This window comes from Mesorhizobium sp. M1328 (genome assembly GCF_040318075.1).
Lineage (GTDB): Bacteria > Pseudomonadota > Alphaproteobacteria > Rhizobiales > Rhizobiaceae > Mesorhizobium.
The window spans coordinates 770,967-792,655 of the sequence record NZ_JAMYLO010000001.1; the positions used below are offsets into that span (position 1 = coordinate 770,967).

Consider the following 21,689-nt stretch of genomic DNA (forward strand, 5'->3'; position numbering starts at 1 on the left):
GCACAATGAAGCCTGTGTGACGGCAGGCACTTTGGGTCGACGCAAACGGGCGATCGAAGCGACCGAGGCAACTGAACCCGGCCGGCGCATTCCTGGACTATTCCGCGATCTCCAGCAGCGTCGATATCAGCAGCCGGCGCTCTTCGGCGGAGAGAATGTCCGAACCGAACAGGTTCATGCTGCGAAGCCCTTCGATGGCGAGATAGCAGACCAGCAGCGCCCTGAGGTTAGGAGTCTCCCCCTTCAGCCGCTGGAACAGCTGCCGCCTGAACGATTTTATCGGCGTCAGGAAATCGGGATCCTCGGCAATCGCCGAAAATATCCAGGACGCAGACGGTTTCGACTCCTCCGCATGCTCGGCCGAAAGCCTGATATAGGCCGCAAGCGGGCTCTCACCGCTGACACCGTTGGTGCGGGCGGCCTCAAGCGCCTGTTGGAACGCACTGAGGTAATCCTCCACCAGCGCCTGCATCAATTTCGCCTTGGTCGGGAAATTGTAGAGAAGACCACCTTTCGACACGCCGGCACGGCTGGCGACCGCATCCAGCGAAAGGCTGCCAGGACCCGTCTCGCGCGCCACGTCGGCGGCGGCGGCGAGAATCTTCTCGCGCGAATTTGCTCTGCGGGCCTTCATCAAGCGTTCCCCATTCATTAGCTTAGGCGGAATTGACAAGACCGTCCAGACGGTACAGTAAGATCGCCGTCATTTGAAATTGGGACCAGTCACAGGTATGTGTTCCGGTCGTCCGACCGTTATGCTGGGCCATGGCCGAGGGGACTGTTCGTGATCAAGCGCTTCATCATCGCCTTCATTCTGCTCGTGCTGGTGTGCGGCGGCATCGTCGGCTTCAACCTGTTCCGCGACAATGCAATCAAACAGTTCTTCGCCACCATGAAGCCGCCAGCCGCGACCGTGTCGACGGTCATTGTCAAACCTATGTCCTGGACGCCCGGCATCGAGGCGATCGGCACTGTCAGTGCCGTACGCGGTGTCGACCTCACGGTCGAAACTGCCGGCATCGTCAAGGACATCCTGTTCCATGCCAATCAGAAGGTCGCCGCCAACGCCGTGCTGCTGCAGCTCGACGATGCCGTCGAGCGAGCCGATCTCGTTGCGTCGAAGGCGCAAGCCACATCCGACCAGACGACGCTGATGCGCGCTCTTGAGTTGCAGAAGCGCGGGGTCGGCACCGACGCTACGCTCGACACGGCGCAGGCAGCAGCATCGGTCTCCGCCGCGCAGGTAAACAAGCTGCAAGCGGTGCTCGACCAAAAGCAGTTGACGGCCCCCTTCAAGGGTACCGTCGGTATTCCGAAAATCGACCTTGGGCAGTATCTCACACCCGGCACCGCTGTGGTGACCTTGCAGGACATGGATACGATGCGTGTCGATTTCACCGTGCCGGAGCAGCAGCTTCCGCAGCTGAAGATCGGACAGACGGTGCGGCTGGGCGTCGGCGGCGGCGACATGCCGTTCGCCGGTAGCATCCGCGGTATCGATCCGAAGATCGACCCGACGAGCCGGCTGGTGACGGTGAGGGCGGAGGTTGGCAATCCGGAAGGCAAGCTGACGCCGGGCCAGTTCGTCCAGGTGCGCATCGAACTGCCCGAGGAGAACAACGTGCTGGCGCTGCCGCAGACGGCACTGACTTCCAGCCTGTACGGCGACTTCGTCTTCGTGGTGCGCGCGGCGAAATCCGCCGAAGCCAACGGGGCGGCTCCCGAGGCGAAGCCGGAGGAAAAGCCGGCTGCAGATGCTGCCAAGCCCGCAGCCGAAGCACCCGCGGCAAAACCCGAAGAAAAGCCGGCCGCTACCCCAGCCAAACCGGCAGCGGAAGCCAAACCGGCAGCGGAAGAACAGAAGCCACAGCTCGTGCTCGCCCAGGTGTTCGTCAAGCCAGGCCGCCACAACGCCGGCCTGGTCGAGATCCTGGAAGGCATCCAGCCCGGCGACGAAGTCGTTACCGCCGGCCAGAACCGGCTCTCGAACGGCATGTCCGTTGCCGTCGACAACACGATCGATCCGAGCAAGCCAGGGAACCAGCAGGCAGCCCAGCAATGAGCTTTTCCGACCTCTTCATCCGCCGCCCGGTCCTTTCGACCGTGCTTGCCTGCATGATCCTGCTTCTGGGTTTTCAGGGCATTTTCAACCTTTCGATCCGGCAGTATCCAGAGGTTGAAGAAACGGCCATCACGATCACCACGGCCTATCCCGGCGCCAGCGCCGACCTAATCCAGGGGTTCATTTCCGCGCCGATCGCGCGTGCCGTCGCTTCGACCGAAAACATCGATTATGTCACGTCGTCGAGCCGGCCGTCCTCCAGCACCGTGACAGTGCAGATGAAGCTCGGCTCCGACCCCGACGTCGCGCTGAACGAAGTCTTGTCGAAGGTTCAGAGCGTTCGCGGCGATCTGCCGGACGAAACCAAAGACCCGGTGATCGTCAAGGGCACCGGCCAGCAGTTCGCGATGATGTACATCTCGATGCAGAACCCGAACATGACGCCGGAACAGCTCACCGAATATATCGAGCGTGTCGTGCGGCCGCGTATCTCGACGGTCGAAGGTGTCGCCGACGTGCAGATTTTCGGCGCCGCCGAATATTCGATGCGTGTCTGGATCGACCCGATCAAACTGGCGGCGCGCGGCGTGACGGCGGCGGAAGTGCTGACGGCCATCAACGAATCGAATTTCCTCTCTGCGCCCGGCGATACCGAAAACAAATATGTGGCTTCCTCGATCACGGTTCGCTCGACCCTGCAGACGCCGGAGGCTTTCGCTGCCCTTCCGCTCCGCTCGAAAGACGGCAATGTGGTGAGACTGCGCGACGTGGCCCGCGTCGAGCTCGCCGCGGTGAGCACCGACACCAGGGTCACCTTCAACGGCAAGCCCGGCATCTTTCTCGCCATCTTTCCGACGCCGGCCGCCAATCCGCTGACCACCGCGGCGGCGATCCACAAGATTGTGCCGACCATCCAGGAGACGCTGCCGCTCGGCATGACGATCGAGATCGTCTATGATTCGACCGAGCAGATCAGCGCGTCGATCGAGGAGGTGTTCAAGACCATCGGCGAGGCGGTCGCCATCGTCATCGTCGTCATCCTGCTCTTCCTCGGCTCGTTCCGCTCGGTGCTGATGCCGATCGTGACCATTCCGCTGTCGCTGATCGGCGTCTGTTTCCTGCTGTTTTCTTTGGGTTATTCGATCAACCTATTGTCGTTGCTGGCCATGGTGCTGGCGATCGGACTGGTTGTTGACGATGCTATCGTGGTGGTGGAAAACATCCACCGCCACATGGAGGAAGACGGCTTGTCGCCGATGCAGGCGGCCTTCAACGGCATGCGGGAGATCTCGTCCGCCGTCGTCGCCATGACGATAACCCTGGCCGCGGTGTTCGCGCCGCTGGCCTTCACCGGCGGTCTGACAGGCGCACTGTTTCGCGAATTCGCGGTGACGCTTGCCGGCTCGGTGGTGCTTTCGGGTGTCGTCGCCCTCACCATCACGCCGATGATGTCGGCACGTATCCTGAGGTCCGGCTCGCACAGCCGCTTCCAGCGCATTGTCGACAATACGTTCGGGCGCGTCGAACACGTCTATGAGCGGCTGGTCACCGGTTCGTTGAACTATCGCCCGGTGACGCTGATGATCGTCCTCGCGCTGGTCGCCACCACCGGTTTCATGTTCACCAAGACCTCGAGCGAACTGGCGCCGGAAGAAGACCAGGGCTTCTTGCTGTCTATTGTGAACGCGCCGCGCTATGCGACGTCGGACTACACCGAGACCTATGTGAACCAGATTCTCGGGCTGGTGAATGATATCCCCGAAACCAGGGCGCGGTTCTCCGCCGTCGCGTTCCAAGGCCCGACGAACAGCGCTTTCGTCGGCTTTGCGTTCAAGGACTGGGCCGAGCGCGCGCGCAGCTCGAAGGAACTTCAGGAAGACATCACTGCCCGCCTTGCCAAGGTGGCAGGCGTCGAGGCTTTCGTCTTCGCGCCGCCGACGCTGCCCGGCTCCGGCGGCGGCCTGCCAATCACAATGGTGGTGCGCTCGACCGGCGAGGCCTCCCAGGTGTACGAGGCGGCCGAGAACATCAAGAACAAGGCGCAGGCCTCCGGTCGCTTCCTCGCCGTGCAGAATTCGATGTCCTACGACGCGCCGGAAGTGACGGTGACGATCGACCGCGATCGCGCCGCCGCGCTCAACCTGCCGATCGCCGACATCGGCCGGACGCTGACCCTGTTGGTCGGTGGCGCCGAGGTGGCGCAATTCGACCGCGAATCCAACAGCTACGACATCATCCCGCAGGTACCGCAGCAATTCCGCGACAATCCCGAAAAGCTGGGGGAGTATTTCGTGCGCAGCGTGTCGGGCGAGATGGTGCCGCTCTCGGCGGTGGTGAAGATCTCGACCAACGCGTCGCCGGCCGCCATCGAGCAGTTCAACCAGTTGAACTCCGCCACGATTTCCGCTCTGCCATTGCCCACCGTCACCACCGGTGACGGGCTGAAGACCATCGAGGACATCGCCAGGGAAAGTCTGCCCGACACGTTCTTCATCGACTATACCGGCCAGTCGAGGCAGGAGAAGCAACAGGGCTACACGATCATCATCGCCTTCGCGGCGGCTGTGCTCGTCATCTACCTGGTGCTGGCGGCGCAGTTCGAAAGCTTCCGCGATCCGTTGATCATTATGATGGCGGTGCCGCTCTCGATCTTTGGCGCGATCGTGCCGCTTAATATCGGGCTCGGCACGCTCAACATCTACACCCAGGTCGGCTTGATCACGCTGATCGGCCTGATCACCAAGCACGGCATCCTTCTGGTCGAGTTCGCCAACCAGCAGCGTGAAATGCACGGCATGCGGCGGCGTGATGCGATCATCGCCTCGGCCAAGGTGCGGCTGCGGCCGATCCTGATGACGACGGCGGCGATGGCGCTCGGCGTGGTGCCGCTGATCATCTCCAGCGGCGCGGGTGCCGCGGCACGCTATTCGATGGGCCTGGTGATCTTCACCGGCATCCTGGTCGGAACCATGTTCACGCTGTTCGTGGTGCCGATGTTCTACACCTTTATCGCCAGCAAGGACCTGCCGCATCACGCCGAAAAGCCGGATCCGAAGCTGATGCCGGTAATGCCGAATTAGACTGCGCTAATAAAGAAAGGCCGGATTTCCGGCCTTTTCCTGGGAGCGACGAGAAGCATCGCTCATTTGACGATGACGATGCTGGTGTTGGCCGGGCCGAAGACCTCCACGAGCTGGTAGAAATCGGCGGCGTTGTCCGGATGCAGACGCACGCAGCCATGCGAGGCTGGCTGGCCGAGGCGCTTGATGGCGCTTGTCGCATGTACGGCGTAGCCGCCGCTGAAGAACACCGAATGCGGCATCGGGGCGTTGTCGTATTTCTTCGAATACCACATTTCATGCATGCGGGTCGGCTTGAACGAACCGGTCGGCGTGACGTGCGTCCTGTCGCCGGTCGAGACCTTCCAGGCGAATGTCGGCCGGCCGTCGACCAGGATTTCCATGGTCTGCTGCGATAGCGACACACGCGCGACGATCTTGTTGGCGGCGGCGTGGGCTGCACTGTTGCCGGCACTGACAAGCAAGGCAGCACCGGTGATGACGGCGGCGGCGATGTTGATGAGCTTGGCGGAAATGGCAGTGTACATGATGTCTCCCCTATTCTGCCGGTCGGGACCGGCTCAATTCGATGACCGGCTTATCGGGGCGTCATGTTTCAAGCTGATTTCGTTGGATGCTCGTTTCTGTTTCGATTCTGTTTCCCCTGGTTAACAGAAAAAGGTCCGTGCAAAGCGGCTTGCAGTTGCGCGACGTTGTCATGACGGTGGCGTGTTTGCCTAAGCAGATCGGCCAAACCGCGGCACGAATACGCGATTGCCTTTCGTTTGAGAGGAATTCACCTGACTCCGAAACCGAGCTGCAACAAAGCGCGGCCTTGGCGGCATGATCCGGATACAGCGAACAGGCAAAGTTGACCTAACGAAAACAGCCGGCAACGAACGATCGGAAGCCTACACTGTTTTCGCTACGGTCTGGATTGGTCTGGACAGTTTCCAGCCTGCGCGTCGACCGGCTCAAGCCCCTCTGGCGGGGGCGGCTTAGAGCCGTTGAGGATGCGCGGCGCCTCCGGCAACTTGCAGCCGAGAGGACCGAAGGCCCGCGCCGCAACGGGGGGCTCCGCTGGCGGCGCGGGCGCTTCGGGGGGTCCCCTGAAGTGCCCGCAAATTCCAATTTTGAGGAACGAACAGGATGAAAACGAAATTCGCCGCTTCCGTGCTTTCTGCCTTGCTCTACGTGCAGGGCCTGCTCGGCATTGCCGGCCTCGCCACCGTGCTGCTGAAGGAACGTGCCCATGCCGGCGAGGTCAGCTCGAACAATGACATGCCGTCCGGCCCGTCGCTTCTCGTGGTGCGCTGAAGAGCATCGGACCCCAAAGTGGAAACCGGTTTTGGGAAAACCCGATGCTCAAAACAAAAGGGTGGGTGCCCTGCATTCAATCGGCGAATTGCGTAGGCGGATCGAACCGGTAACCCGCACCTCGTATGGTGGTGATGGTTTCGGTATCGAGCTTGCGGCGCAACCGCACGATGCGCGAATCGATCGACCGGTCGAAGGCTTCGGCATTTTCGGCGGGTGCGGCGGCGATGATGTCGTCCCGCGTCAGCACCTTGCGCGGGCTGGCCAGGAACAGCCTGAGCAGCGCCACCTGCCCCGGGGACAGCTGTTCTTCCGTGCCCGAGCGGTGCATGACGATGGCCGATCTAAGATCGACGGTCGCGTTCTCCAGCACGATCAGTTCCCCGGCGCTCCTGCCGCGCCGAGCCAGAAGGCCGCCGACGCGAGCGGCAAGCTCCCTGACATTGAGCGGGCTTTCGACGACGTCGGCGGCGCCGAGTTCGAGCGCGAGAACCTTGTCGACCAGATCGGCCGGTCGGCAGATCAGGATGAAATCCGGTCCACCTTCGCCGCCATGTCGCCTGAGCAGGTCGCGCCCCTCCGCCTGGCTGACGCTGTCGCCGACAACCACGACGTCGATGCCCTTTTCCGAAAGCAGCGATTCGGCTTCCCACGGCTGTCGCGCCGCACGGACGTCATGACCGCGCCGCTCGAGATGATCGGCGAGATCGGTCGCAATTACTTCAGCGACGGAAACAAGCGCGATGACGGAACGTGCAGCCATGTTTTTCTACCCCGCAAACGGCAACCCAAGAAGAGTGCTGGACATCATGTTTATACCCAATCTACTTTCCGCTGAAAGCGGGAGCGAAAGCATCGTGCGGGCACGAATTGTCATTGTCGAGGACGAGCCAGACCTGAGGGATGCGGTCGCCGAATATCTCGGCGCCAGCGGCTATGATGTGGCCACGGCCGAAAGTGCGGCGGCGGCGCGGGACCTTTTGGAAACGCAGTCCTTCCATCTGGCCATTCTCGACATCGCCATGCCGGGCGAGGACGGCCTGTCGCTCGGCCGTTGGATGCGGTCGAAAATGCCGATCGGCATCATCTATGCGACGGCCGCCGGTACCGCGCTCGACCGCATCGTCGGATTGGAGCTCGGCGCTGACGATTACATCGTCAAGCCTTACGAATTGCGCGAAGTGCTAGCCAGGGTGCGCAGCGTGCTGCGTCGCGTTCCGGAGCCGACCGAGCCACAAAAGGCCAAGGCTGAAACATCCGGCGGCCGCCGGTCCGTGAGCTTCGGACCCTTTCACGCCGATCTTGACGGCAGGCTCGTCACCGGCGCCAACGGCGCGGTCATCGACATGGCCAAGAGCGAGTTCGACGTGCTGGAGGTGTTCCTGACGCGCGCCAACCGGCTGTTGACGCGGGCGGCGATCTCCGAGGCGATCGGTTTCGTCGAGGACCCGGAATCATCCCGCGCCGTCGACATCCGCATCATGCGGCTGAGAAAGAAGATCGAGGCGGATCCGGCCAATCCGAAATTCCTGCGCACGGTGCGCGGCGAAGGCTATATCTTCTCGCTGCCAGCCGGTGAAAACAACTAAGGCGCGGCGGCTTGAGCAAGCCACGGCCAGGAAATGACCATGACGGCTGAAACAGCACGCGCGGACACGCAGGGCGCCAGGCAGGGCGCGGCGATGGCGGCCGTGCATGTGGTTCGCCGGCTGCGCGAAGCCGGCGACTGGCAGCGCGAGATGGAGGGCATCCTCCAGACGCTTTGCGAAGCCATGGATTGTCACCGCGGCATCCTGTTTCGCCTGCGCGAACTGCCCGGCCAGGGCTTCGCCCAGTCGGTCGCCGCTTATTGGATCGCCTCCCGGTTTGCCGGCGAACTGGCGTCACCGACCGTCATCATGCAGTCGGTCGTCGATTCGGACCCATTGCTGGAACAGCTGGCGGAGGACGAGCGCCAAGGCAAGATATTCGCCGGGCACACACGCGATCTCGAAGGCTTTCTGCGGACCGATTTCGAAAAGCAGAACATCAAGTCGTTCCTGTCGGTGTCGGTCTTTTCGCACGGTAATTTGTGGGGCACGCTGGCGGTCAACGACTGCGTTAACGAACGCGAATGGACCGACCAGGAAGAGGCGGCGCTGCACATGGTGGCACTCGCCATCGGCGATGCCATCGAACGGTCGCCCTCCGACGCGCATGCCAGCGACGTCATTCGCCGCACCATGCTGCAGGCCTCGCTCGACGCCATCATCGTCATCGACGAGACCGGCTCGATCATCGAATTCAATCCGGCCGCCGAGAAGATGTTCGGCTATCGACGCAGCGATATCCTCGGCAAGGACCTGCTCGACACGGTCGTCCCGGAATATTACCGCAAGGGCTATGCGTCGGGCGCCGAGTACATGTCGGGCCGCGGCGCGCCGATGGTCGGCCAGCGGCTCGAAACGGTCACCCAGAATGCCGCCGGCGAGGTTTTTCCGATCGAGCTGACGGCAACCGAGATGCGCGTCGCCGATCGCCAGCTGATTTTCGGCTCCATCCGCGACCTGCGCGATAAGTTGCGGGCTGAGGAGGAAATCAACCGCCAGCGCGAAAAACTGCACCAGAACGAGAAGATGGCGGCGATGGGCTCGCTGCTTGCCGGCGTTTCGCACGAGCTCAACAATCCGCTGGCCGTGGTTGTCGCCCAGTCGACGCTGCTGCACGAATTCGCCGCCGATCCGCAGACCAAGGTGCGCGCCGAAAAGGTACGCGCCGCCGCCGAGCGCTGCGGCCGTATCGTCAAGAGCTTCCTGTCGATGGTCCGCCTGCACCCGGCCGCGCAGGCCGAAACCGACCTCAACCAGGTGATCCGCGCCGCACTCGAAGTGACCGCCTATGGCGCACGGTCGAGCGGCATCATCATCGACACCGATTTCGCCAGCGGCCCGCTGCTGGCGATGGCCGATGCCGACCACGTGACGCAGGTGGCCGCCAACTTCCTCATCAACAGCCAGCACGCCTTGGCCGGCATTGCCGGCGACCGGCGGATCAAGGTCCGGACGTTTCGCAGCGACCGCGGCAATCCCGGATTCTCGGTCGAGGACAACGGCCCAGGCGTGCCGGAAGCGATACGTTCACGCATATTCGAGTCCTATTTCACCACCAAGCCGGTCGGTGTCGGTACCGGCATCGGCCTGTCGATCTCGAAATCGATCATCGAGCGGCACAATGGCAATATCTGGTTCGAGGAGGTTTCGCCGAGAGGTGTGCGTTTTGTCGTGCAGCTGCCGGCTATCGCGGCCGTCGCCGCCGCCGCCGGCGAAGCTCCGTCACGGTCGAGCGGCTTGCGTCACGCCCTGATCATAGACGATGAGCCGGATGTCGCGGCGTCGCTGTCCGACATTCTGGAGTTGATGGGCATCAAGTCGCGGATCGTGCCGGCCTGGGTCTCGGCCGACGCGACGCTGAGCGGCCATGTGCCGCCGGACATCGTGTTTTCCGATTTGCGCATGCCCGGCACCAGCGGCATAGCCGCCTATCGCGAGCTACTCGCCGAACTGCCGGGTCTGGCGCGGCGCTTCGTGCTTGTCACCGGCGATCTGATCGGCGCGAAAGGCGAGATCGAAGCGCTGCCGGCGCAGCAGCGACCGCCAATCCTCGAAAAACCGTTCAGCACGCTGGATGTGCGCGGCGTGCTCTCGGCCATTGCCGAGCAGGTCGCTCTGGGCGGCTAGACTCCGCGATCTCTCCCCGGAAGAAAAAAGGCTCCCGGCCGACATTGCGGCGGGAGCCTGACTGGAGTGCTGGAGGGCGCTCGCAAAAAATCAAAAAACGTTCGGCGTATCAGCCAGCGGGGCGGCATTGGCGATCATGCGGACCGGTCGTGCCTTGCCCGACTGGGCAGCGATGACGCGCAGGCAATCCAGGCTCTCGGCGCCCCAGGCCTGCCCCTTGCAGGCAAAATCGATCTCCGGCATCGGCAGGCGCGCCGTCTTGGTGGTGGTTGTCGCGCCATCGATGAGGTTGGCCGGCGGGTTCAGTGAGGCGAAGGCCGGACCGACGGTTGGCGTCAGCGCCATGCCGGCAAATGCGGCAGCCGCCAGCAGCATGAACATCGCCATTGGATGATCACTGGCGCGCTGGCGCAGCGCCAGCTTCGGGCGCCGGTCGTTACGCTGGGGACCCTGCTGGCGAAGGTCGGTATCGGTGATCTGGATTTTCGTACGCATCGTCGTTTCCTTCGGTCTTCTTCTTTTCCCTGTTGAAACGAACTTAATCGCACCTTGTAACCGGCCAACGATGATGGATTAACGATTGTGTAACCGGCATGAAACCAAGCCCGGGGCCATTCCTGGGCAAACCGATCAGGCGTAGCTGGCAGCACCGGTGGCATTCTGTGCTCGCTTTCCGCTATCCACGGCACCAGATCCACGTCGCCTTTCCAGGCCCACAGAGCGTCGGGCGTTTAACACGCGTGAGGGGATTAACGTCTGGAATTCCCGGGATTTTCCCGGCTTCGATCGTTCGGACTCGGCTCTCAAATCCCGCTCGATTTCCCGTCAAGAATTCGCCCCATTTTCACAAGCCATTGCATTTCAACGGAAAATATGCTTTTATTGAACGATCATTCAATAAATAAAGAGCTTTTTATGAACCCGCATCTGCGTGACGTGGCAATCCCCAACGATTGGGATCGGCGGGGCCTGCCGGGCTGGAGCTATCATTCCGACGCCCTGCTCGAGCTCGAGAAAGAGCACGTCTTCCGCAACCATTGGCAGATCGCCGGCCATGTCTGCGACGTGCCGAACGCCGGTGACTATCTGACGATGGATGTGGTCGGCGAACGGGCGCTGATCGTGCGCGGCAAGGATGGCGTGGTGCGCGCCTTCAACAATATGTGCCGCCACCGCGGCAGTCGCGTCGTTGCCGACAGCCAGGGCACTTGCAAGAATGCGCTGGTCTGCCCTTTCCATGGCTGGGTCTACAATCTCGACGGCACGCTGCGCGGTGCTGCCCGCCCGCGTTCCTTCCCCGACCTCGACAAGACCGAATTCGGCCTGATGCCGCTCGAGCTCGAAATCTGGATGGGCTTCATCTTCATCCGCTTCCGCAAGGGTGGGCCGCAGCCATCTGTGGCCGAGCTGTTGAAGCCGATCGAAGCCGAGATTGCTCATTACGGCGTGGCCGAGATGGTGCCGTCCTGGGGCATGTGGACCCAAAAGACGCCGGTCAACTGGAAGTCGGTGCGCGATGTCGACAATGAAGGCTACCACGTCGCCATGGCGCATCCGGCGCTGCAGGATCTTTACGGTGCGACCTATTTCGACGAGCCGTTCGTCAACGGCGTGTCGCGCTCGTTCGCCACTTACAATCCGCATGCCGGACGGCGCTGGAGCGTCGCGCAATACATCAAGCTCGCACCCGAGGCGAAGCACTTGCCGGAGTACCTGCGCAAGGCCTGGATCTACTACGGCATCTTCCCGAACAACGCGCTGTCGATCATGCCGGAATCGGTGCAGTTCTATCAGGAATTCCCGCTGTCGACGGGTGAGACGCTGCTGCGCGGCGCCATCTACCGCTATCGCGACGAGCCCAGGGAGCAGGCGGCTGCCCGTTACCTATCCTACCGCATCGACCGCGACACGCTGGCTGAGGATGTACAGCTTTCGATATGGTCCAACGAATCCATGCTGTCCGAAGCCTTCGGAGGTTTTTACTTTTCCGATCTCGAATATGGGGTGCGCACCCACCACGACCATTTGCGCAAGCAAATTCCCGTGCTCGGATTGGAGACCGCGCCCGAGGAGAAGGATATGTGGTCGCTCAATGAGGCGCTCAGATCACGCTCCTGACGCATGCTGCCCAAAATGTTAGCCTTGGTCCTCAGGCCCAGATGGCGACGGGAATGCCGTAACGATCGGCGACCGGCGGATCCGGAAACGGCATTGCCTCGCCTCTGGCGATGCGTCCGGCAATCAGCATCATCGCCGCGGCGTCGAGGAAATCGTCGGCGCCCGCGCCGCGGCGGCCTCTGGTCGAGAAAATCCTGGCTATAACCATGCTGGGCAAGCAGCGCCTTGCGTTCGGCCATGCCGGCCGGATTGATGTTGCCCCTGATCTTCTTTGGCAGGCGCATCGCCCGGTTGCCGTTCAGTTTGCAGAAGGCAACTTCCGGATGCGATTCGAAGACGCGGCTGCGCAGTTCGGGGCGCGCGATCAGCAGCGAATCGATCTCGCGGATCTTGGCGAAGATGCCGAAGGCCTGGATCGAGACGCCGCGCGGCGGATCTGATGTCGTCTTGGCCACCTCACTTGCCTTGCGATGTGCGGCGTACCAGGCGTCGACCGTGGTGAAGGCCTCGATCTCCGCGTAGAGCGCGGCGCGGGAGGGGGATGGCAAAGACACTGGACTGCCGGGCCCCAAGCAGCCGCCGCACCAGTGCCTCCGGGCCGCGGCCGCCTCTTTGGGAGAAATCGGGCAGGCCGATTGGCATATCGACCGCCACGATCGCATTGACGGGCAGTCGGTCGAGCAACGCCGCGAAGCTTGGGAAAACGGCTGTCGACGGTGCCGCACCGGGATCGCGGCGGACGGCTATCCAGCCGGCCTTGCAACCGTCGACGCCGACAAGCACCACACCCCTGGGCACAACACCCCTGGGCGCAACATCCCCAGGCACAACATGATCGGGCACAACATCCTTGGGCGCATCATCCTGGGGCGCACCGTCTTCGGCCTGCCTCACGCCCGGCGGTCCCGTTCCGGATGCAGGAGATGGCGAAGCTGCACCATCGCCATCGGGTGCGACAGGCTCTGGGCATCGGTCTCGAGCTGCAATTCGTCGCCGCCGCGCTTGGCGGTGCGCGCCAGGATCTCGTAGACCGCTGCCGTGGTCGATTGCAGCGCCTTGGTGGCCGGCTGGCCGGACAGGATCCGCGCCAGGTAGACGGCCGCCGTCAGGTCGCCGAGCCCATTCGGCGGCTTGTCGATGAGCCGGTGTTCGGCAAGCAGTGCCTCTCTGCCGGTGAGCAGTAAATTGCCCGTGCCGCCGGCCATCATCGCTGGTGCCGAAGTGACCAGCATTGCCGGTGGGCCGGCTTGCAGGGCTGCAGCCATTGCCGATTTCAAGTCGGGCAGCGGCGCTCCGGCCATCCATTCCAGCTCGTAGCGGTTGGGCGTGGCAATATCGGCGATCGGCATCAGCCGGTCGCGCATGGCGATTGCGGTCGGCTCAGGTACGTAGAGCCCGCCCGAATCGCCCATCACCGGGTCGCAGATATAGAGGGCGTCCGGCGTCTTCGCCTTGACCGCACCGACCAGCGAAGCGACGACTTCGGCCTGGCCAGCCTCGCCGAGATAGCCGGACAGCACGGCGCCGACCTCGCCCAGCCACGGCGCGCGCTCGAGGTCGGTCATCAGCGCCTTGAACTGGTCCAGCGGCGGCACGATGCGGGTGGCCCGGCCATGCCCCGGATGCCAGGGCAGAATGACGGTCGGCACCGCCCAAACCGGAAAGCCGAGCGTCTCCAGCGCAAAGACGGCGGCACGGTTGCCGACCGAGCCACGTGCGACATGGCTGGAGACGACGATGACCGCGCGCGGCGCGTCGGCTTTTTCGGCACTCATTGATTTTTCCTAACTGCCCCTGGTGACGAAAAGCACGAGCCAGATCAACAGGCCGATGGCAATAAGCAAGCCCGCTGCGCGACCGATGCGGGTGCCCCAATATTCGATCGGGTCCGACCGGTCGGCATCGGCCGCGGTGACGTGGTCGCGCGCGCCTTTAGTGGTTCGTGCAAGGAACGAGGTGCCGCCCGGGTCGGTCTCGCGTGCCACCCGTTCGATGATGCGGCGCGATTCCGCGTCGCTGTCGTGGCGTTTCGCCATGGTGATGTCCCGTTTTATGCCGAGCTTAACCCGTTCGCCTCGTCTGTCACAGGGCCCGACGGCGAATGGTAGAAAACCAGTAACACTTCTCGGCCGAAGTCATTTTCTTGCGCAAGGATTGTGCTAATGCTTCCCGTGCCAATGCTATCGAGGGGACCTTATCATGCTTGTCCAGCGCCTTTCTTCACCGCCAATCTTCCGTAATTTAGCTGCGTTCCTGGTCATGGCCGTCATGCTGCCGCTGCTTGCCGGCTGCGGCTACAACACCATCCCGACGGCTGAGGAAAACGCCAAGGCAGCATGGAGCGAGGTGTTGAATCAATACCAGCGCCGCGCCGATCTCATCCCCAATCTGGTCAACACGGTCAAGGGCTACGCCGCGCACGAGAAGGACACGCTCGATGCCGTCGTCGAAGCGCGCGCCAAGGCGACGCAGGTGACCGTGACGCCGGAAACGCTGAACAATCCGGAAGCCTTCAAGAAATTCCAGGACAGCCAGGCCGGCCTGACCAGCGCACTGTCGCGCCTGCTGGCGGTGGTGGAGAACTACCCCGATCTCAAGGCCAACCAGAACTTTCTGGCACTGCAAGCACAACTCGAAGGCACCGAGAACCGCATCACGGTCGCCCGCCGCGACTATATCCAGGCAGTGAGAGAGTACAATCTGACGCTGAGGACCTTCCCCTCGGTGATCTGGGCGACCTTGTGGTTCCGCGGCAACCAGCCGTTTGCGAATTTCACCATCGAGGAGGATAAGATGCAGCCGCCGAAGGTCGATTTCGGCACGCAGCAGGGCGGGTGAAGAACACCTGGTGAGCGCGGTCTCCGCTGGCCTTGCACTCCGTCGCGCCCCCTCTGTCCCGCCGGACATCTCCCCCGCAAGTGGGGAGATTGGCAGTCTTCTGCGTCCTGTCCACTCCTGCAACATTCAAAGCTAGCGAAAGCCAGCGCCGTAGTCGATCTCCCCGCAAGTGGGGGAGATGCCAAGTTTTGGCAAAGAGGGCAGGACAGAGAGGGGCGCGAAGGAACGCCAGCCTGGCATCACTGCGGATCATCTTTCTTTGCCTTAGCCTCTTTCTCCCGCTTACCGCTCTTGCCGCCGAACTGCCGGCGCTGACCGGACGAGTCGTCGACAACGCCGGCATCATCGATGCCGCGGCCAAGGCGGCGCTGACGCAGAAGCTTGCCGATTTCGAGACCAAGGGGTCCGACCAGATCGTCGTCGCGACCATTCCCAGCCTCGACGGCGAGGAGATCGAGCCTTACGCCAACCGGCTGTTTCGCGCCTGGAAACTCGGCCAGGCGAAGGAGAACAACGGCGTGCTTTTGCTGGTGGCGCCGAACGACCGCAAGATGCGCATCGAGGTCGGCTATGGGCTTGAAGGCACGCTGACCGACCTGCACACCAAGCTGATCATCGAAAACGACATGGTACCGGCCTTCCGCGCCGGCGATTTCTCCGGCGGCATCAGCAAGGCCGTCGACGACATGATCATGGTGCTGGAAGGCAATCCCGAAGAGCTGGAGGCGCGCGGCGAACGCAACCAGCAGCCGCCGTTCAACAGCGACGATCTGTTCTTCACGATCTTCATAGCCATCTGGGCAATCATCTTTTTCGGCGGCCTCGCAGCCTCCATCCTGCCGCCGATCTTCGGCCAGAAGATCGGTCCCGGCCGCTATCGCTGGCTGGGCATGACCTTCGAGCCAAGCCGGCGGTCGTCCGGCGGCTGGTCGGGAGGTTCCGGCGGGGGATGGTCGTCGGGTTCAAGCGGTGGCGGGTTTTCCGGCGGCGGCGGTTCGTCCGGCGGCGGCGGCTCCTCGGGGAGCTGGTGACGAGATGACAAGACACGCCATCAGCCCGGTGGAATCCGGCCGTTTCATAAAAATGATCGACACCGCGCTTATGGCCATGGCGGTGCTGCTGGTCGGCTTCGCGGCCTTCGCCGCCGAACTGCCGGCGCTGACCGGACGGGTCGTCGACAATGCCGGCATCATCGATACCGCGACCAAGGCGGCGCTGACGCAGAAGCTTGCCGATTTCGAGACCAAGGGGTCCGACCAGATCGTCGTCGCGACCATCCCCAGCCTCGACGGCGAGGAGATCGAGCCTTACGCCAACCGGCTGTTTCGCGCCTGGAAACTCGGCCAGGCGAAGGAGAACAACGGCGTGCTTTTGCTGGTGGCGCCGAACGACCGCAAGATGCGCATCGAGGTCGGCTATGGGCTGGAAGGCACGCTGACCGATCTGCACACCAAGCTGATCATCGAAAACGACATGGTGCCGGCTTTTCCGTGCCGGCGATTTCTCAGGCGGCATCAGCAAGGCCGTCGACGACATGATCATGGTGCTGGAAGGCAATCCCGAAGAACTGGAGGCGCGCGGCAAGCGCAATCCGGCGAATGACAACCCTGTCGATCCCATCTTCGTGCTGTTCATCGTCCTGTGGGCGACGATGTTCTTCGGCGGCTTGGCAATGGCGTTCCTGCCGCCGATCTTCGGCACGAAACTGTCGCCGGGCGTGTACAAATGGCTGGGCATGACGTTCCGCTACGGCCGTGGGCCAGGTTCGTCACCCTCCGGTGGCGGGGGCTGGACGTCGGGGACCTCGTCCGGCAGTGGCTGGTCGTCTGGAAGTTCCGGCAGCGGTTGGTCGTCCGGAAGTTCCGGCGGCGGGTTTTCAGGCGGCGGCGGTTCGTCCGGCGGCGGCGGTTCTTCAGGAAGCTGGTGAGACATCAATCATGGCAACACGACCGATCAGCCCCGAGGATCATGAGCGCATCGCCGATGCGATCCGCGCTGCCGAATCAAAGACCGACGGCGAGATCTACTGCGTCGTGGCGCACGCCAGCGACGGCTATTTCTTCCCGGCCGCTTTCATGGCGATGCTCGGCATGCTCGTCGTCAGTCTCGGCGTCGGTTACGGGCTGGAAGCCTGGTGGCTGTCGATCCGCTTGCCGCATTTCGTCATCGCCGAGCTTCTGGCGCTTGCCAGTGTGCTCATCCTGTTGTGGGCACTGCCCGCATTGCGCATCCATTTGGTGCCGAGGCGTCTGCGCTACCAGGCCGCCCACGCCAATGCGATGAAGCAGTTCCTCGCTCGCAACGTCCACCGCACCACGGCGCGCACCGGCGTGCTGGTGTTCGTCTCGATTGCGGAGCGCTATGCCGAGGTGGTCGCCGACAGCGGGATCGATTCTCGTGTCGGCCAGCATGTCTGGGACGGTGTCGTCCGCGACCTTACGGCGCATGCCGGCGACGATCGGCTTGCCGAGGGGTTCGTCAAGGCGATCCAAGCGGTCGGTGCGGTACTGGCCGAGCATTTTCCGGTCTCGACCGGCGACAGCAACGAACTGGACGACCATCTGGTCGAGATTTGATCTCGCCAAAAGCGGTTTTGCAGCGTCTCAAGGACGCACCGTCCGGCTGTGTGAAAGCATCGCGGCGGCTGACCGGACTCTTGCAATCGGGCGCAGCGGGTTTATGGTTAACCAATCATGAATACGCTGAGCATCGACATCAGGAAAGCCGAACCGCGCGATGCAGCCGCCATCGCCGACGTGCATCTCGAGGCCTGGCGCGGCGCCTATTCGGGCATCATCCCGCACCGCACGCTGACATCGATGATCAACCGCCGCGGCGCCGACTGGTGGGCGAATGCCATTCGCCGCGCTGCCACCGTCCTGGTCGTCGAAATCGGCGGCAAAATTGCCGGCTATGCGACGATCGGCAAGAACCGCGCCCGCGAACTCAGGCAGCAGGGCGAGATCTACGAACTTTACCTGCGGCCGGAATATCAAGGCATCGGGCTCGGCAGCCGGCTGTTCTCGGCCGCACGGGCACGGCTGGCCGACCATGGCCTGAAAGGCATGGTGGTCTGGGCGCTGGAAGACAATCAGAACGCACTTGCCTTCTATGCCGGCGCCGGTGGCCGCGATGTTGCCGAGGGCGTCGAGATATTCGAGCAGAAAGCGCTGAAGAAGGTCGCTTTCGTCTGGGAATGACGGCCAGCGCATGATCCGGCCGGTTTTCGGTTCGGACGATCTCCCCGTACCATTCGCCGCATTGCACCATTCGCCGTGGCCCGCTATCGATCTCCAATCGAGAGAGGGATAAAGCGATGCGTATCGAAGCGATTGCCAGCGGAAAGAACCCGCCCGAGGACGTCAACGTCATCATCGAGGTGCCGATCGGCGGCGAGCCGATCAAGTACGAGATGGACAAGGAGGCCGGCACGCTGTTCGTCGACCGCTTCCTGCACACGTCGATGCGTTATCCCGGTAATTACGGTTTCGTGCCGCACACGCTGTCGGGCGACGGCGACCCGATCGACGTGCTGGTCTGCAACACACGCGCGCTGGTGCCGGGCTGTGTCATCAATGTGCGGCCGATCGGCGTGCTGGTGATGGAGGACAATGCCGGCCAGGACGAGAAGGTCATCGCGGTGCCTTCGCCCAAGCTGACCTTGCGCTATGAGGACGTTCACGAATACACGCAATTGCCCGACATTACCCGCCAGCAAGTGCAGCACTTCTTCGAGCACTACAAGGATCTCGAACCCGGCAAATGGGTCAAGATCGAGGGCTGGTACGACGCCGCCTATGCCAAGAAGATGATCGTCGAGGCAATCGAGCGGGCCAAGCGCAAGTAATTAACGGGCGCAAATAATCAGTTATCGACGCGGCCGAAATCGGGCGTGTTGCCGATCACCACACGCTTGTCCTTGCCACAGGCGAAGGTGCGGGCCTTCTCGTCGGCAAGCTTGCGCGCCTGATCGTTGGCGGCGGGATTGCCGGTGGCGAGCACAAGGGCGATCGTGCAGCCTTCGTGGGCGTCAGGCTGGGCAACCTTGGCGACGATCAGGACTTCCGTCGACTTGTTCTCGCCCTCGCTATCGCTGATCGAGCGACGATGGATGACCGCGAAAGGGACGACAGTTTTGCCGTTGGTTTCGATCCGCCACTCGACTTTGGGTCCAGCCGAATTGAGACCGGAAAAGCTTTCCCAGACCGTGGTCATATCGCCAGGTGGAAAGCCGTAGAACAGCGATTCCCGCGCATCGTCGTAGGAAACCATCACCGGGTAGCCGCCATAGCCCGAACAGGCGAGGTCGGCCCAGTCGCCGTCGCCTTCCTCCGCCTGGGCATAGGTCACGCAGTCCTTCTCCCAGACGAGATCGCTATAGACGCTGGATATGTCGCCAGCCCGGGCGGCATTGCAGAAGCCAGCGAAGGCAAATGGGATCAAAAGAGCGCGCATGGCGGACAACTCCGTTTGGGCTGCCGCAGCGTACCGTCAAATTTAGCGGCAGCCTAGACGAACTCAGGCTGCTCACAGTGATCTGGTAAACGGAACGCTATTTCTTCAAGCTTGCTTCGATCAGAAGGTCGGCGTTGCGGGCCACGGACTTCGCCGGTCCGCCGGCACCGAACAGCTGCCCGCTGATATAGGCACCCTCGATCAGAAGCAGCAGCCCGTCGCCCAGCGTGTCGGCGTCGCGGGCACCCATTGCCGCCGCCATGGCGCGCAGGCGTCGGCGCAATTCCTGCTTGTTGGCCTCGCTCACCACGCGGGCCGGGTGGCCATGTTCGGGATACTCGACGGCCGCATTGGTCATGCCGCAGCCGCGATAGTCGGGCCTTTGCGTGCGCTTGCCGACACGCGTCAGGAAGGCGACGATCTGGGCGCGCGGATCGCCGGGATGGGCATTCACCGCCACGTCGAAGCGTTCCCAGAATTCGAGGTCATAGTGCCGGAGGTAGGATGCGGCCAGCTCATCCTTGGACGGAAAGCTGCGGTAGAGGCTGGGTTTGGTGACGCCGGCACGCCGCACGATCTCATCGACGCCTATTGCCCTGATGCCTTGCCTATAGAACAGATCGCGCGCCACCTGGAGGATCCGTTCGGCGGCGCGAGGCGGCGGTGCGTCATTGGCTTTGATCGTTGGTTCAATGTTTTTCATGCCTGGTCTGCCGATTGCCTGGTTGACAATGTTACCGGTCGGTACGTATGTTTCGCGCTCCTGCAACGTACCGGTCAGTAACATGATAGCTCAATCCCGTCCGTTTGGCCAGCGCTACGCTTTCGTCGTGGTCGCCGTCATCTTCCTCTGCCTGCTCATCGCGGCGGGCCTGCGTTCGGCGCCGGCAGTCATGATGCTGCCGCTGGAGAACAGTTTCGGCTGGCGGCGCGACGTCGTCTCGCTGGCGGCGGCCACCGGCATCTTCCTCTATGGCCTGACCGGGCCCTTTGCCGCAGCGCTGATGGAGCGGATCGGGCTGCGCCGCACATTGCTTGCCGCGCTGCTTTTGATGTCCGGATCGACCGCGCTCAGCCTGCTGATGACCAAGCCATGGCATCTGCTCCTCACCTGGGGCGTGTTTTCCGGCATCAGTTCGGGCGCTGTCGCCACCGTGCTCGGCGCAACCATCGTCAACCGCTGGTTCAAGACCAATCGCGGCCTGGTGATGGGGCTGATGTCGGCGTCCAGCGCCACCGGTCTGCTGGTCTTCCTGCCGCTGCTCGCCTCGCTCGCCCAGTCGGGCGGCTGGAAGCCGGTCGCCATTGCCATTGCCGTGGCCACCGCCGCCTTGGTGCCGCTGGTTTACATGCTGGTGCCGGAGCGCCCGGCCTCGATCGGCATGATGCGTTACGGTGCCGAGGCCGACGACGTGCCGCCGGCGCCGCCGGCCGCGCAAGGCAATTTCCTCGCGCATACACTGAGCACGTTGCGCCGAGCTGCCGGTACGCGCGTGTTCTGGTACCTGTTCGCCACCTTCTTTGTTTGCGGCTTCACCACCAACGGGTTGGTCGGCACGCATCTGATCGCCTTTTGCGGCGACATGGGCATCGGCGAAGTGCAGGCCGCAGGCCTGCTCTCGATGATGGGCATCTTCGATCTTATCGGCACGACACTGTCGGGCTGGCTCACCGACCGTTTCGACCCCCGCAAGCTGCTCGGCGTCTATTACGGTATTCGCGGCCTGTCGCTGATCTATCTGCCTTATTCCGGCTTCTCGGCGACCAGCCTGATCATCTTCGCCGTGTTTTACGGACTGGACTGGATCGCCACCGTGCCGCCGACGCTCAGGCTTTCCAACGAGGCGTTCGGCGACCGCAGCGGGCCGATCGTCTTCGGCTGGATCGTCGCCGGCCATCAGGTCGGTGCGGCGACAGCGGCCTTTTTCGGCGGCACCATGCGCGAGCTGCAAGGCAATTACGAGCTTGCCTTCCTGATCGCCGGCATGACGGCAATAGCCGCCGCCTGCATCTCGCTGCTGATCAACACCGCCCGCCCGGCGTTTGATCCGGAACCGCAGGCGGCTTGAGCTGCGACGGCTGAGCGCTAATCTCCCCCCTTGAGGGGGAGATGGCCGCGAAGCG

At 62.9% G+C, this 21,689-nt stretch carries 20 protein-coding genes and 2 pseudogenes; 13 read left to right on the top strand and 9 right to left on the bottom strand.

Features of this window, described 5'->3' with window-relative positions; genetic code table 11:
• Positions 1-97: 97 nt before the first annotated feature.
• On the bottom strand, positions 98-634 hold the full coding sequence (locus NKH23_RS03850) for a TetR/AcrR family transcriptional regulator (RefSeq protein WP_292663723.1): 537 nt from the start codon (positions 632-634) through the stop codon (positions 98-100).
• A 150-nt stretch (positions 635-784) separates the two neighbouring features.
• Here NKH23_RS03850 and NKH23_RS03855 point away from each other — a divergent pair, with 150 nt between their 5' ends.
• Together NKH23_RS03855 and NKH23_RS03860 are read left to right on the top strand one after the other, a co-directional pair.
• On the top strand, positions 785-2,062 hold the full coding sequence (locus NKH23_RS03855) for an efflux RND transporter periplasmic adaptor subunit (protein ID WP_502908374.1): 1,278 nt from the start codon (positions 785-787) through the stop codon (positions 2,060-2,062).
• Complete coding sequence (locus NKH23_RS03860) at positions 2,059-5,142, top strand: efflux RND transporter permease subunit (RefSeq protein ID WP_352909682.1); 3,084 nt, start codon at positions 2,059-2,061, stop codon at positions 5,140-5,142. Before NKH23_RS03855 ends, NKH23_RS03860 begins: the two co-directional genes overlap by 4 nt.
• A gap of 62 nt (positions 5,143-5,204) precedes the next feature.
• Here NKH23_RS03860 and NKH23_RS03865 read toward each other — a convergent pair whose 3' ends face one another.
• Complete coding sequence (locus NKH23_RS03865) at positions 5,205-5,669, bottom strand: L,D-transpeptidase (protein ID WP_023721319.1); 465 nt, start codon at positions 5,667-5,669, stop codon at positions 5,205-5,207.
• Positions 5,670-6,270: 601 nt separating this feature from the next.
• On the opposite strand from NKH23_RS03865, the gene NKH23_RS03870 reads away from it, so the two are divergent.
• Positions 6,271-6,438 (top strand): hypothetical protein, encoded by a 168-nt coding sequence (locus NKH23_RS03870; protein ID WP_352909684.1) that lies wholly within the window; start codon positions 6,271-6,273, stop codon positions 6,436-6,438.
• Between the two features lie 76 nt (positions 6,439-6,514).
• Here the strand turns inward: NKH23_RS03870 and NKH23_RS03875 are convergent, their stop codons facing one another.
• Positions 6,515-7,201, bottom strand: coding sequence for a response regulator transcription factor (locus NKH23_RS03875; protein WP_292663715.1), 687 nt, complete (start codon positions 7,199-7,201; stop codon positions 6,515-6,517).
• A 46-nt stretch (positions 7,202-7,247) separates the two neighbouring features.
• Between NKH23_RS03875 and NKH23_RS03880 the strand changes: the two genes are divergently transcribed.
• A complete protein-coding gene (locus tag NKH23_RS03880) occupies positions 7,248-8,027 on the top strand; it encodes a response regulator (protein ID WP_352492215.1) in 780 nt (259 codons plus the stop codon).
• A gap of 39 nt (positions 8,028-8,066) precedes the next feature.
• Positions 8,067-10,154 (top strand): PAS domain S-box protein, encoded by a 2,088-nt coding sequence (locus NKH23_RS03885; protein ID WP_352977069.1) that lies wholly within the window; start codon positions 8,067-8,069, stop codon positions 10,152-10,154.
• Positions 10,155-10,244: 90 nt separating this feature from the next.
• Here NKH23_RS03885 and NKH23_RS03890 read toward each other — a convergent pair whose 3' ends face one another.
• Positions 10,245-10,649: a hypothetical protein gene (locus NKH23_RS03890; RefSeq protein WP_023678146.1), complete on the bottom strand. Its 405-nt coding sequence runs from the start codon at positions 10,647-10,649 to the stop codon at positions 10,245-10,247.
• Between the two features lie 420 nt (positions 10,650-11,069).
• Here NKH23_RS03890 and NKH23_RS03895 point away from each other — a divergent pair, with 420 nt between their 5' ends.
• Positions 11,070-12,272 (top strand): aromatic ring-hydroxylating oxygenase subunit alpha, encoded by a 1,203-nt coding sequence (locus NKH23_RS03895; RefSeq protein WP_352909689.1) that lies wholly within the window; start codon positions 11,070-11,072, stop codon positions 12,270-12,272.
• A gap of 31 nt (positions 12,273-12,303) precedes the next feature.
• On the opposite strand, the pseudogene NKH23_RS03900 reads toward NKH23_RS03895, so the two are convergent.
• The 3 genes and pseudogenes from NKH23_RS03900 to NKH23_RS03910 all read right to left on the bottom strand — a co-directional run bounded on the left by NKH23_RS03900 (position 12,304) and on the right by NKH23_RS03910 (position 14,308).
• A pseudogene (locus NKH23_RS03900) lies at positions 12,304-13,166 on the bottom strand (DUF429 domain-containing protein).
• Positions 13,163-14,047 carry a pyridoxal kinase PdxY gene (pdxY, locus tag NKH23_RS03905; protein WP_352977070.1) on the bottom strand — a complete coding sequence of 295 codons (885 nt, stop codon included), beginning with the start codon at positions 14,045-14,047 and terminating at the stop codon, positions 13,163-13,165. The pseudogene NKH23_RS03900 and the gene pdxY overlap by 4 nt, the downstream one beginning before the upstream one ends.
• A gap of 9 nt (positions 14,048-14,056) precedes the next feature.
• Positions 14,057-14,308: a hypothetical protein gene (locus tag NKH23_RS03910; protein WP_023678142.1), complete on the bottom strand. Its 252-nt coding sequence runs from the start codon at positions 14,306-14,308 to the stop codon at positions 14,057-14,059.
• A gap of 163 nt (positions 14,309-14,471) precedes the next feature.
• Between NKH23_RS03910 and NKH23_RS03915 the strand changes: the two genes are divergently transcribed.
• From NKH23_RS03915 to ppa, 6 genes and pseudogenes are all read left to right on the top strand, one after another.
• Positions 14,472-15,110 carry a LemA family protein gene (locus tag NKH23_RS03915; RefSeq protein ID WP_352718354.1) on the top strand — a complete coding sequence of 213 codons (639 nt, stop codon included), beginning with the start codon at positions 14,472-14,474 and terminating at the stop codon, positions 15,108-15,110.
• A 233-nt stretch (positions 15,111-15,343) separates the two neighbouring features.
• Positions 15,344-16,141: a TPM domain-containing protein gene (locus tag NKH23_RS03920; protein ID WP_502909184.1), complete on the top strand. Its 798-nt coding sequence runs from the start codon at positions 15,344-15,346 to the stop codon at positions 16,139-16,141.
• Positions 16,142-16,193: 52 nt separating this feature from the next.
• Positions 16,194-17,037, top strand: a pseudogene (locus NKH23_RS03925) (TPM domain-containing protein).
• A gap of 10 nt (positions 17,038-17,047) precedes the next feature.
• A complete protein-coding gene (locus tag NKH23_RS03930; protein WP_352458086.1) occupies positions 17,048-17,686 on the top strand; it encodes a TPM domain-containing protein in 639 nt (212 codons plus the stop codon).
• A gap of 117 nt (positions 17,687-17,803) precedes the next feature.
• Positions 17,804-18,310 carry a GNAT family N-acetyltransferase gene (locus NKH23_RS03935; RefSeq protein ID WP_023678138.1) on the top strand — a complete coding sequence of 169 codons (507 nt, stop codon included), beginning with the start codon at positions 17,804-17,806 and terminating at the stop codon, positions 18,308-18,310.
• A gap of 116 nt (positions 18,311-18,426) precedes the next feature.
• The gene (gene ppa / locus NKH23_RS03940) at positions 18,427-18,957 is read left to right on the top strand and encodes an inorganic diphosphatase (protein ID WP_023721304.1); all 531 of its coding nucleotides are present in this window, start codon (positions 18,427-18,429) and stop codon (positions 18,955-18,957) included.
• Between the two features lie 17 nt (positions 18,958-18,974).
• Here ppa and NKH23_RS03945 read toward each other — a convergent pair whose 3' ends face one another.
• Both NKH23_RS03945 and NKH23_RS03950 read right to left on the bottom strand, forming a co-directional pair.
• Complete coding sequence (locus NKH23_RS03945; RefSeq protein WP_352718348.1) at positions 18,975-19,565, bottom strand: hypothetical protein; 591 nt, start codon at positions 19,563-19,565, stop codon at positions 18,975-18,977.
• A gap of 97 nt (positions 19,566-19,662) precedes the next feature.
• On the bottom strand, positions 19,663-20,268 hold the full coding sequence (locus NKH23_RS03950) for a TetR/AcrR family transcriptional regulator (protein WP_352718344.1): 606 nt from the start codon (positions 20,266-20,268) through the stop codon (positions 19,663-19,665).
• An 82-nt stretch (positions 20,269-20,350) separates the two neighbouring features.
• On the opposite strand from NKH23_RS03950, the gene NKH23_RS03955 reads away from it, so the two are divergent.
• Positions 20,351-21,634, top strand: coding sequence for an MFS transporter (locus NKH23_RS03955; RefSeq protein WP_352718341.1), 1,284 nt, complete (start codon positions 20,351-20,353; stop codon positions 21,632-21,634).
• Positions 21,635-21,689 lie beyond the last annotated feature (55 nt).

Excerpts from the sequence above, each read along its gene's own strand:
- NKH23_RS03935 (WP_023678138.1), top strand. The coding sequence starts at position 17,804 with ATGAATACGCTGAGCATCGACATCAGGAAAGCCGAACCGCGCGATGCA.
- NKH23_RS03885 (WP_352977069.1), top strand. The coding sequence starts at position 8,067 with ATGACGGCTGAAACAGCACGCGCGGACACGCAGGGCGCCAGGCAGGGC.
- NKH23_RS03865 (WP_023721319.1), bottom strand. The coding sequence starts at position 5,669 with ATGTACACTGCCATTTCCGCCAAGCTCATCAACATCGCCGCCGCCGTC.
- NKH23_RS03915 (WP_352718354.1), top strand. The coding sequence starts at position 14,472 with ATGCTTGTCCAGCGCCTTTCTTCACCGCCAATCTTCCGTAATTTAGCT.
- NKH23_RS03870 (WP_352909684.1), top strand. The coding sequence starts at position 6,271 with ATGAAAACGAAATTCGCCGCTTCCGTGCTTTCTGCCTTGCTCTACGTG.
- NKH23_RS03930 (WP_352458086.1), top strand. The coding sequence starts at position 17,048 with ATGGCAACACGACCGATCAGCCCCGAGGATCATGAGCGCATCGCCGAT.
- NKH23_RS03860 (WP_352909682.1), top strand. The coding sequence starts at position 2,059 with ATGAGCTTTTCCGACCTCTTCATCCGCCGCCCGGTCCTTTCGACCGTG.
- NKH23_RS03910 (WP_023678142.1), bottom strand. The coding sequence starts at position 14,308 with ATGGCGAAACGCCACGACAGCGACGCGGAATCGCGCCGCATCATCGAA.
- NKH23_RS03950 (WP_352718344.1), bottom strand. The coding sequence starts at position 20,268 with ATGAAAAACATTGAACCAACGATCAAAGCCAATGACGCACCGCCGCCT.
- pdxY (WP_352977070.1), bottom strand. The coding sequence starts at position 14,047 with ATGAGTGCCGAAAAAGCCGACGCGCCGCGCGCGGTCATCGTCGTCTCC.
- NKH23_RS03895 (WP_352909689.1), top strand. The coding sequence starts at position 11,070 with ATGAACCCGCATCTGCGTGACGTGGCAATCCCCAACGATTGGGATCGG.
- NKH23_RS03945 (WP_352718348.1), bottom strand. The coding sequence starts at position 19,565 with ATGCGCGCTCTTTTGATCCCATTTGCCTTCGCTGGCTTCTGCAATGCC.
- NKH23_RS03890 (WP_023678146.1), bottom strand. The coding sequence starts at position 10,649 with ATGCGTACGAAAATCCAGATCACCGATACCGACCTTCGCCAGCAGGGT.
- NKH23_RS03955 (WP_352718341.1), top strand. The coding sequence starts at position 20,351 with ATGATAGCTCAATCCCGTCCGTTTGGCCAGCGCTACGCTTTCGTCGTG.
- NKH23_RS03875 (WP_292663715.1), bottom strand. The coding sequence starts at position 7,201 with ATGGCTGCACGTTCCGTCATCGCGCTTGTTTCCGTCGCTGAAGTAATT.
- NKH23_RS03880 (WP_352492215.1), top strand. The coding sequence starts at position 7,248 with ATGTTTATACCCAATCTACTTTCCGCTGAAAGCGGGAGCGAAAGCATC.
- ppa (WP_023721304.1), top strand. The coding sequence starts at position 18,427 with ATGCGTATCGAAGCGATTGCCAGCGGAAAGAACCCGCCCGAGGACGTC.
- NKH23_RS03850 (WP_292663723.1), bottom strand. The coding sequence starts at position 634 with ATGAAGGCCCGCAGAGCAAATTCGCGCGAGAAGATTCTCGCCGCCGCC.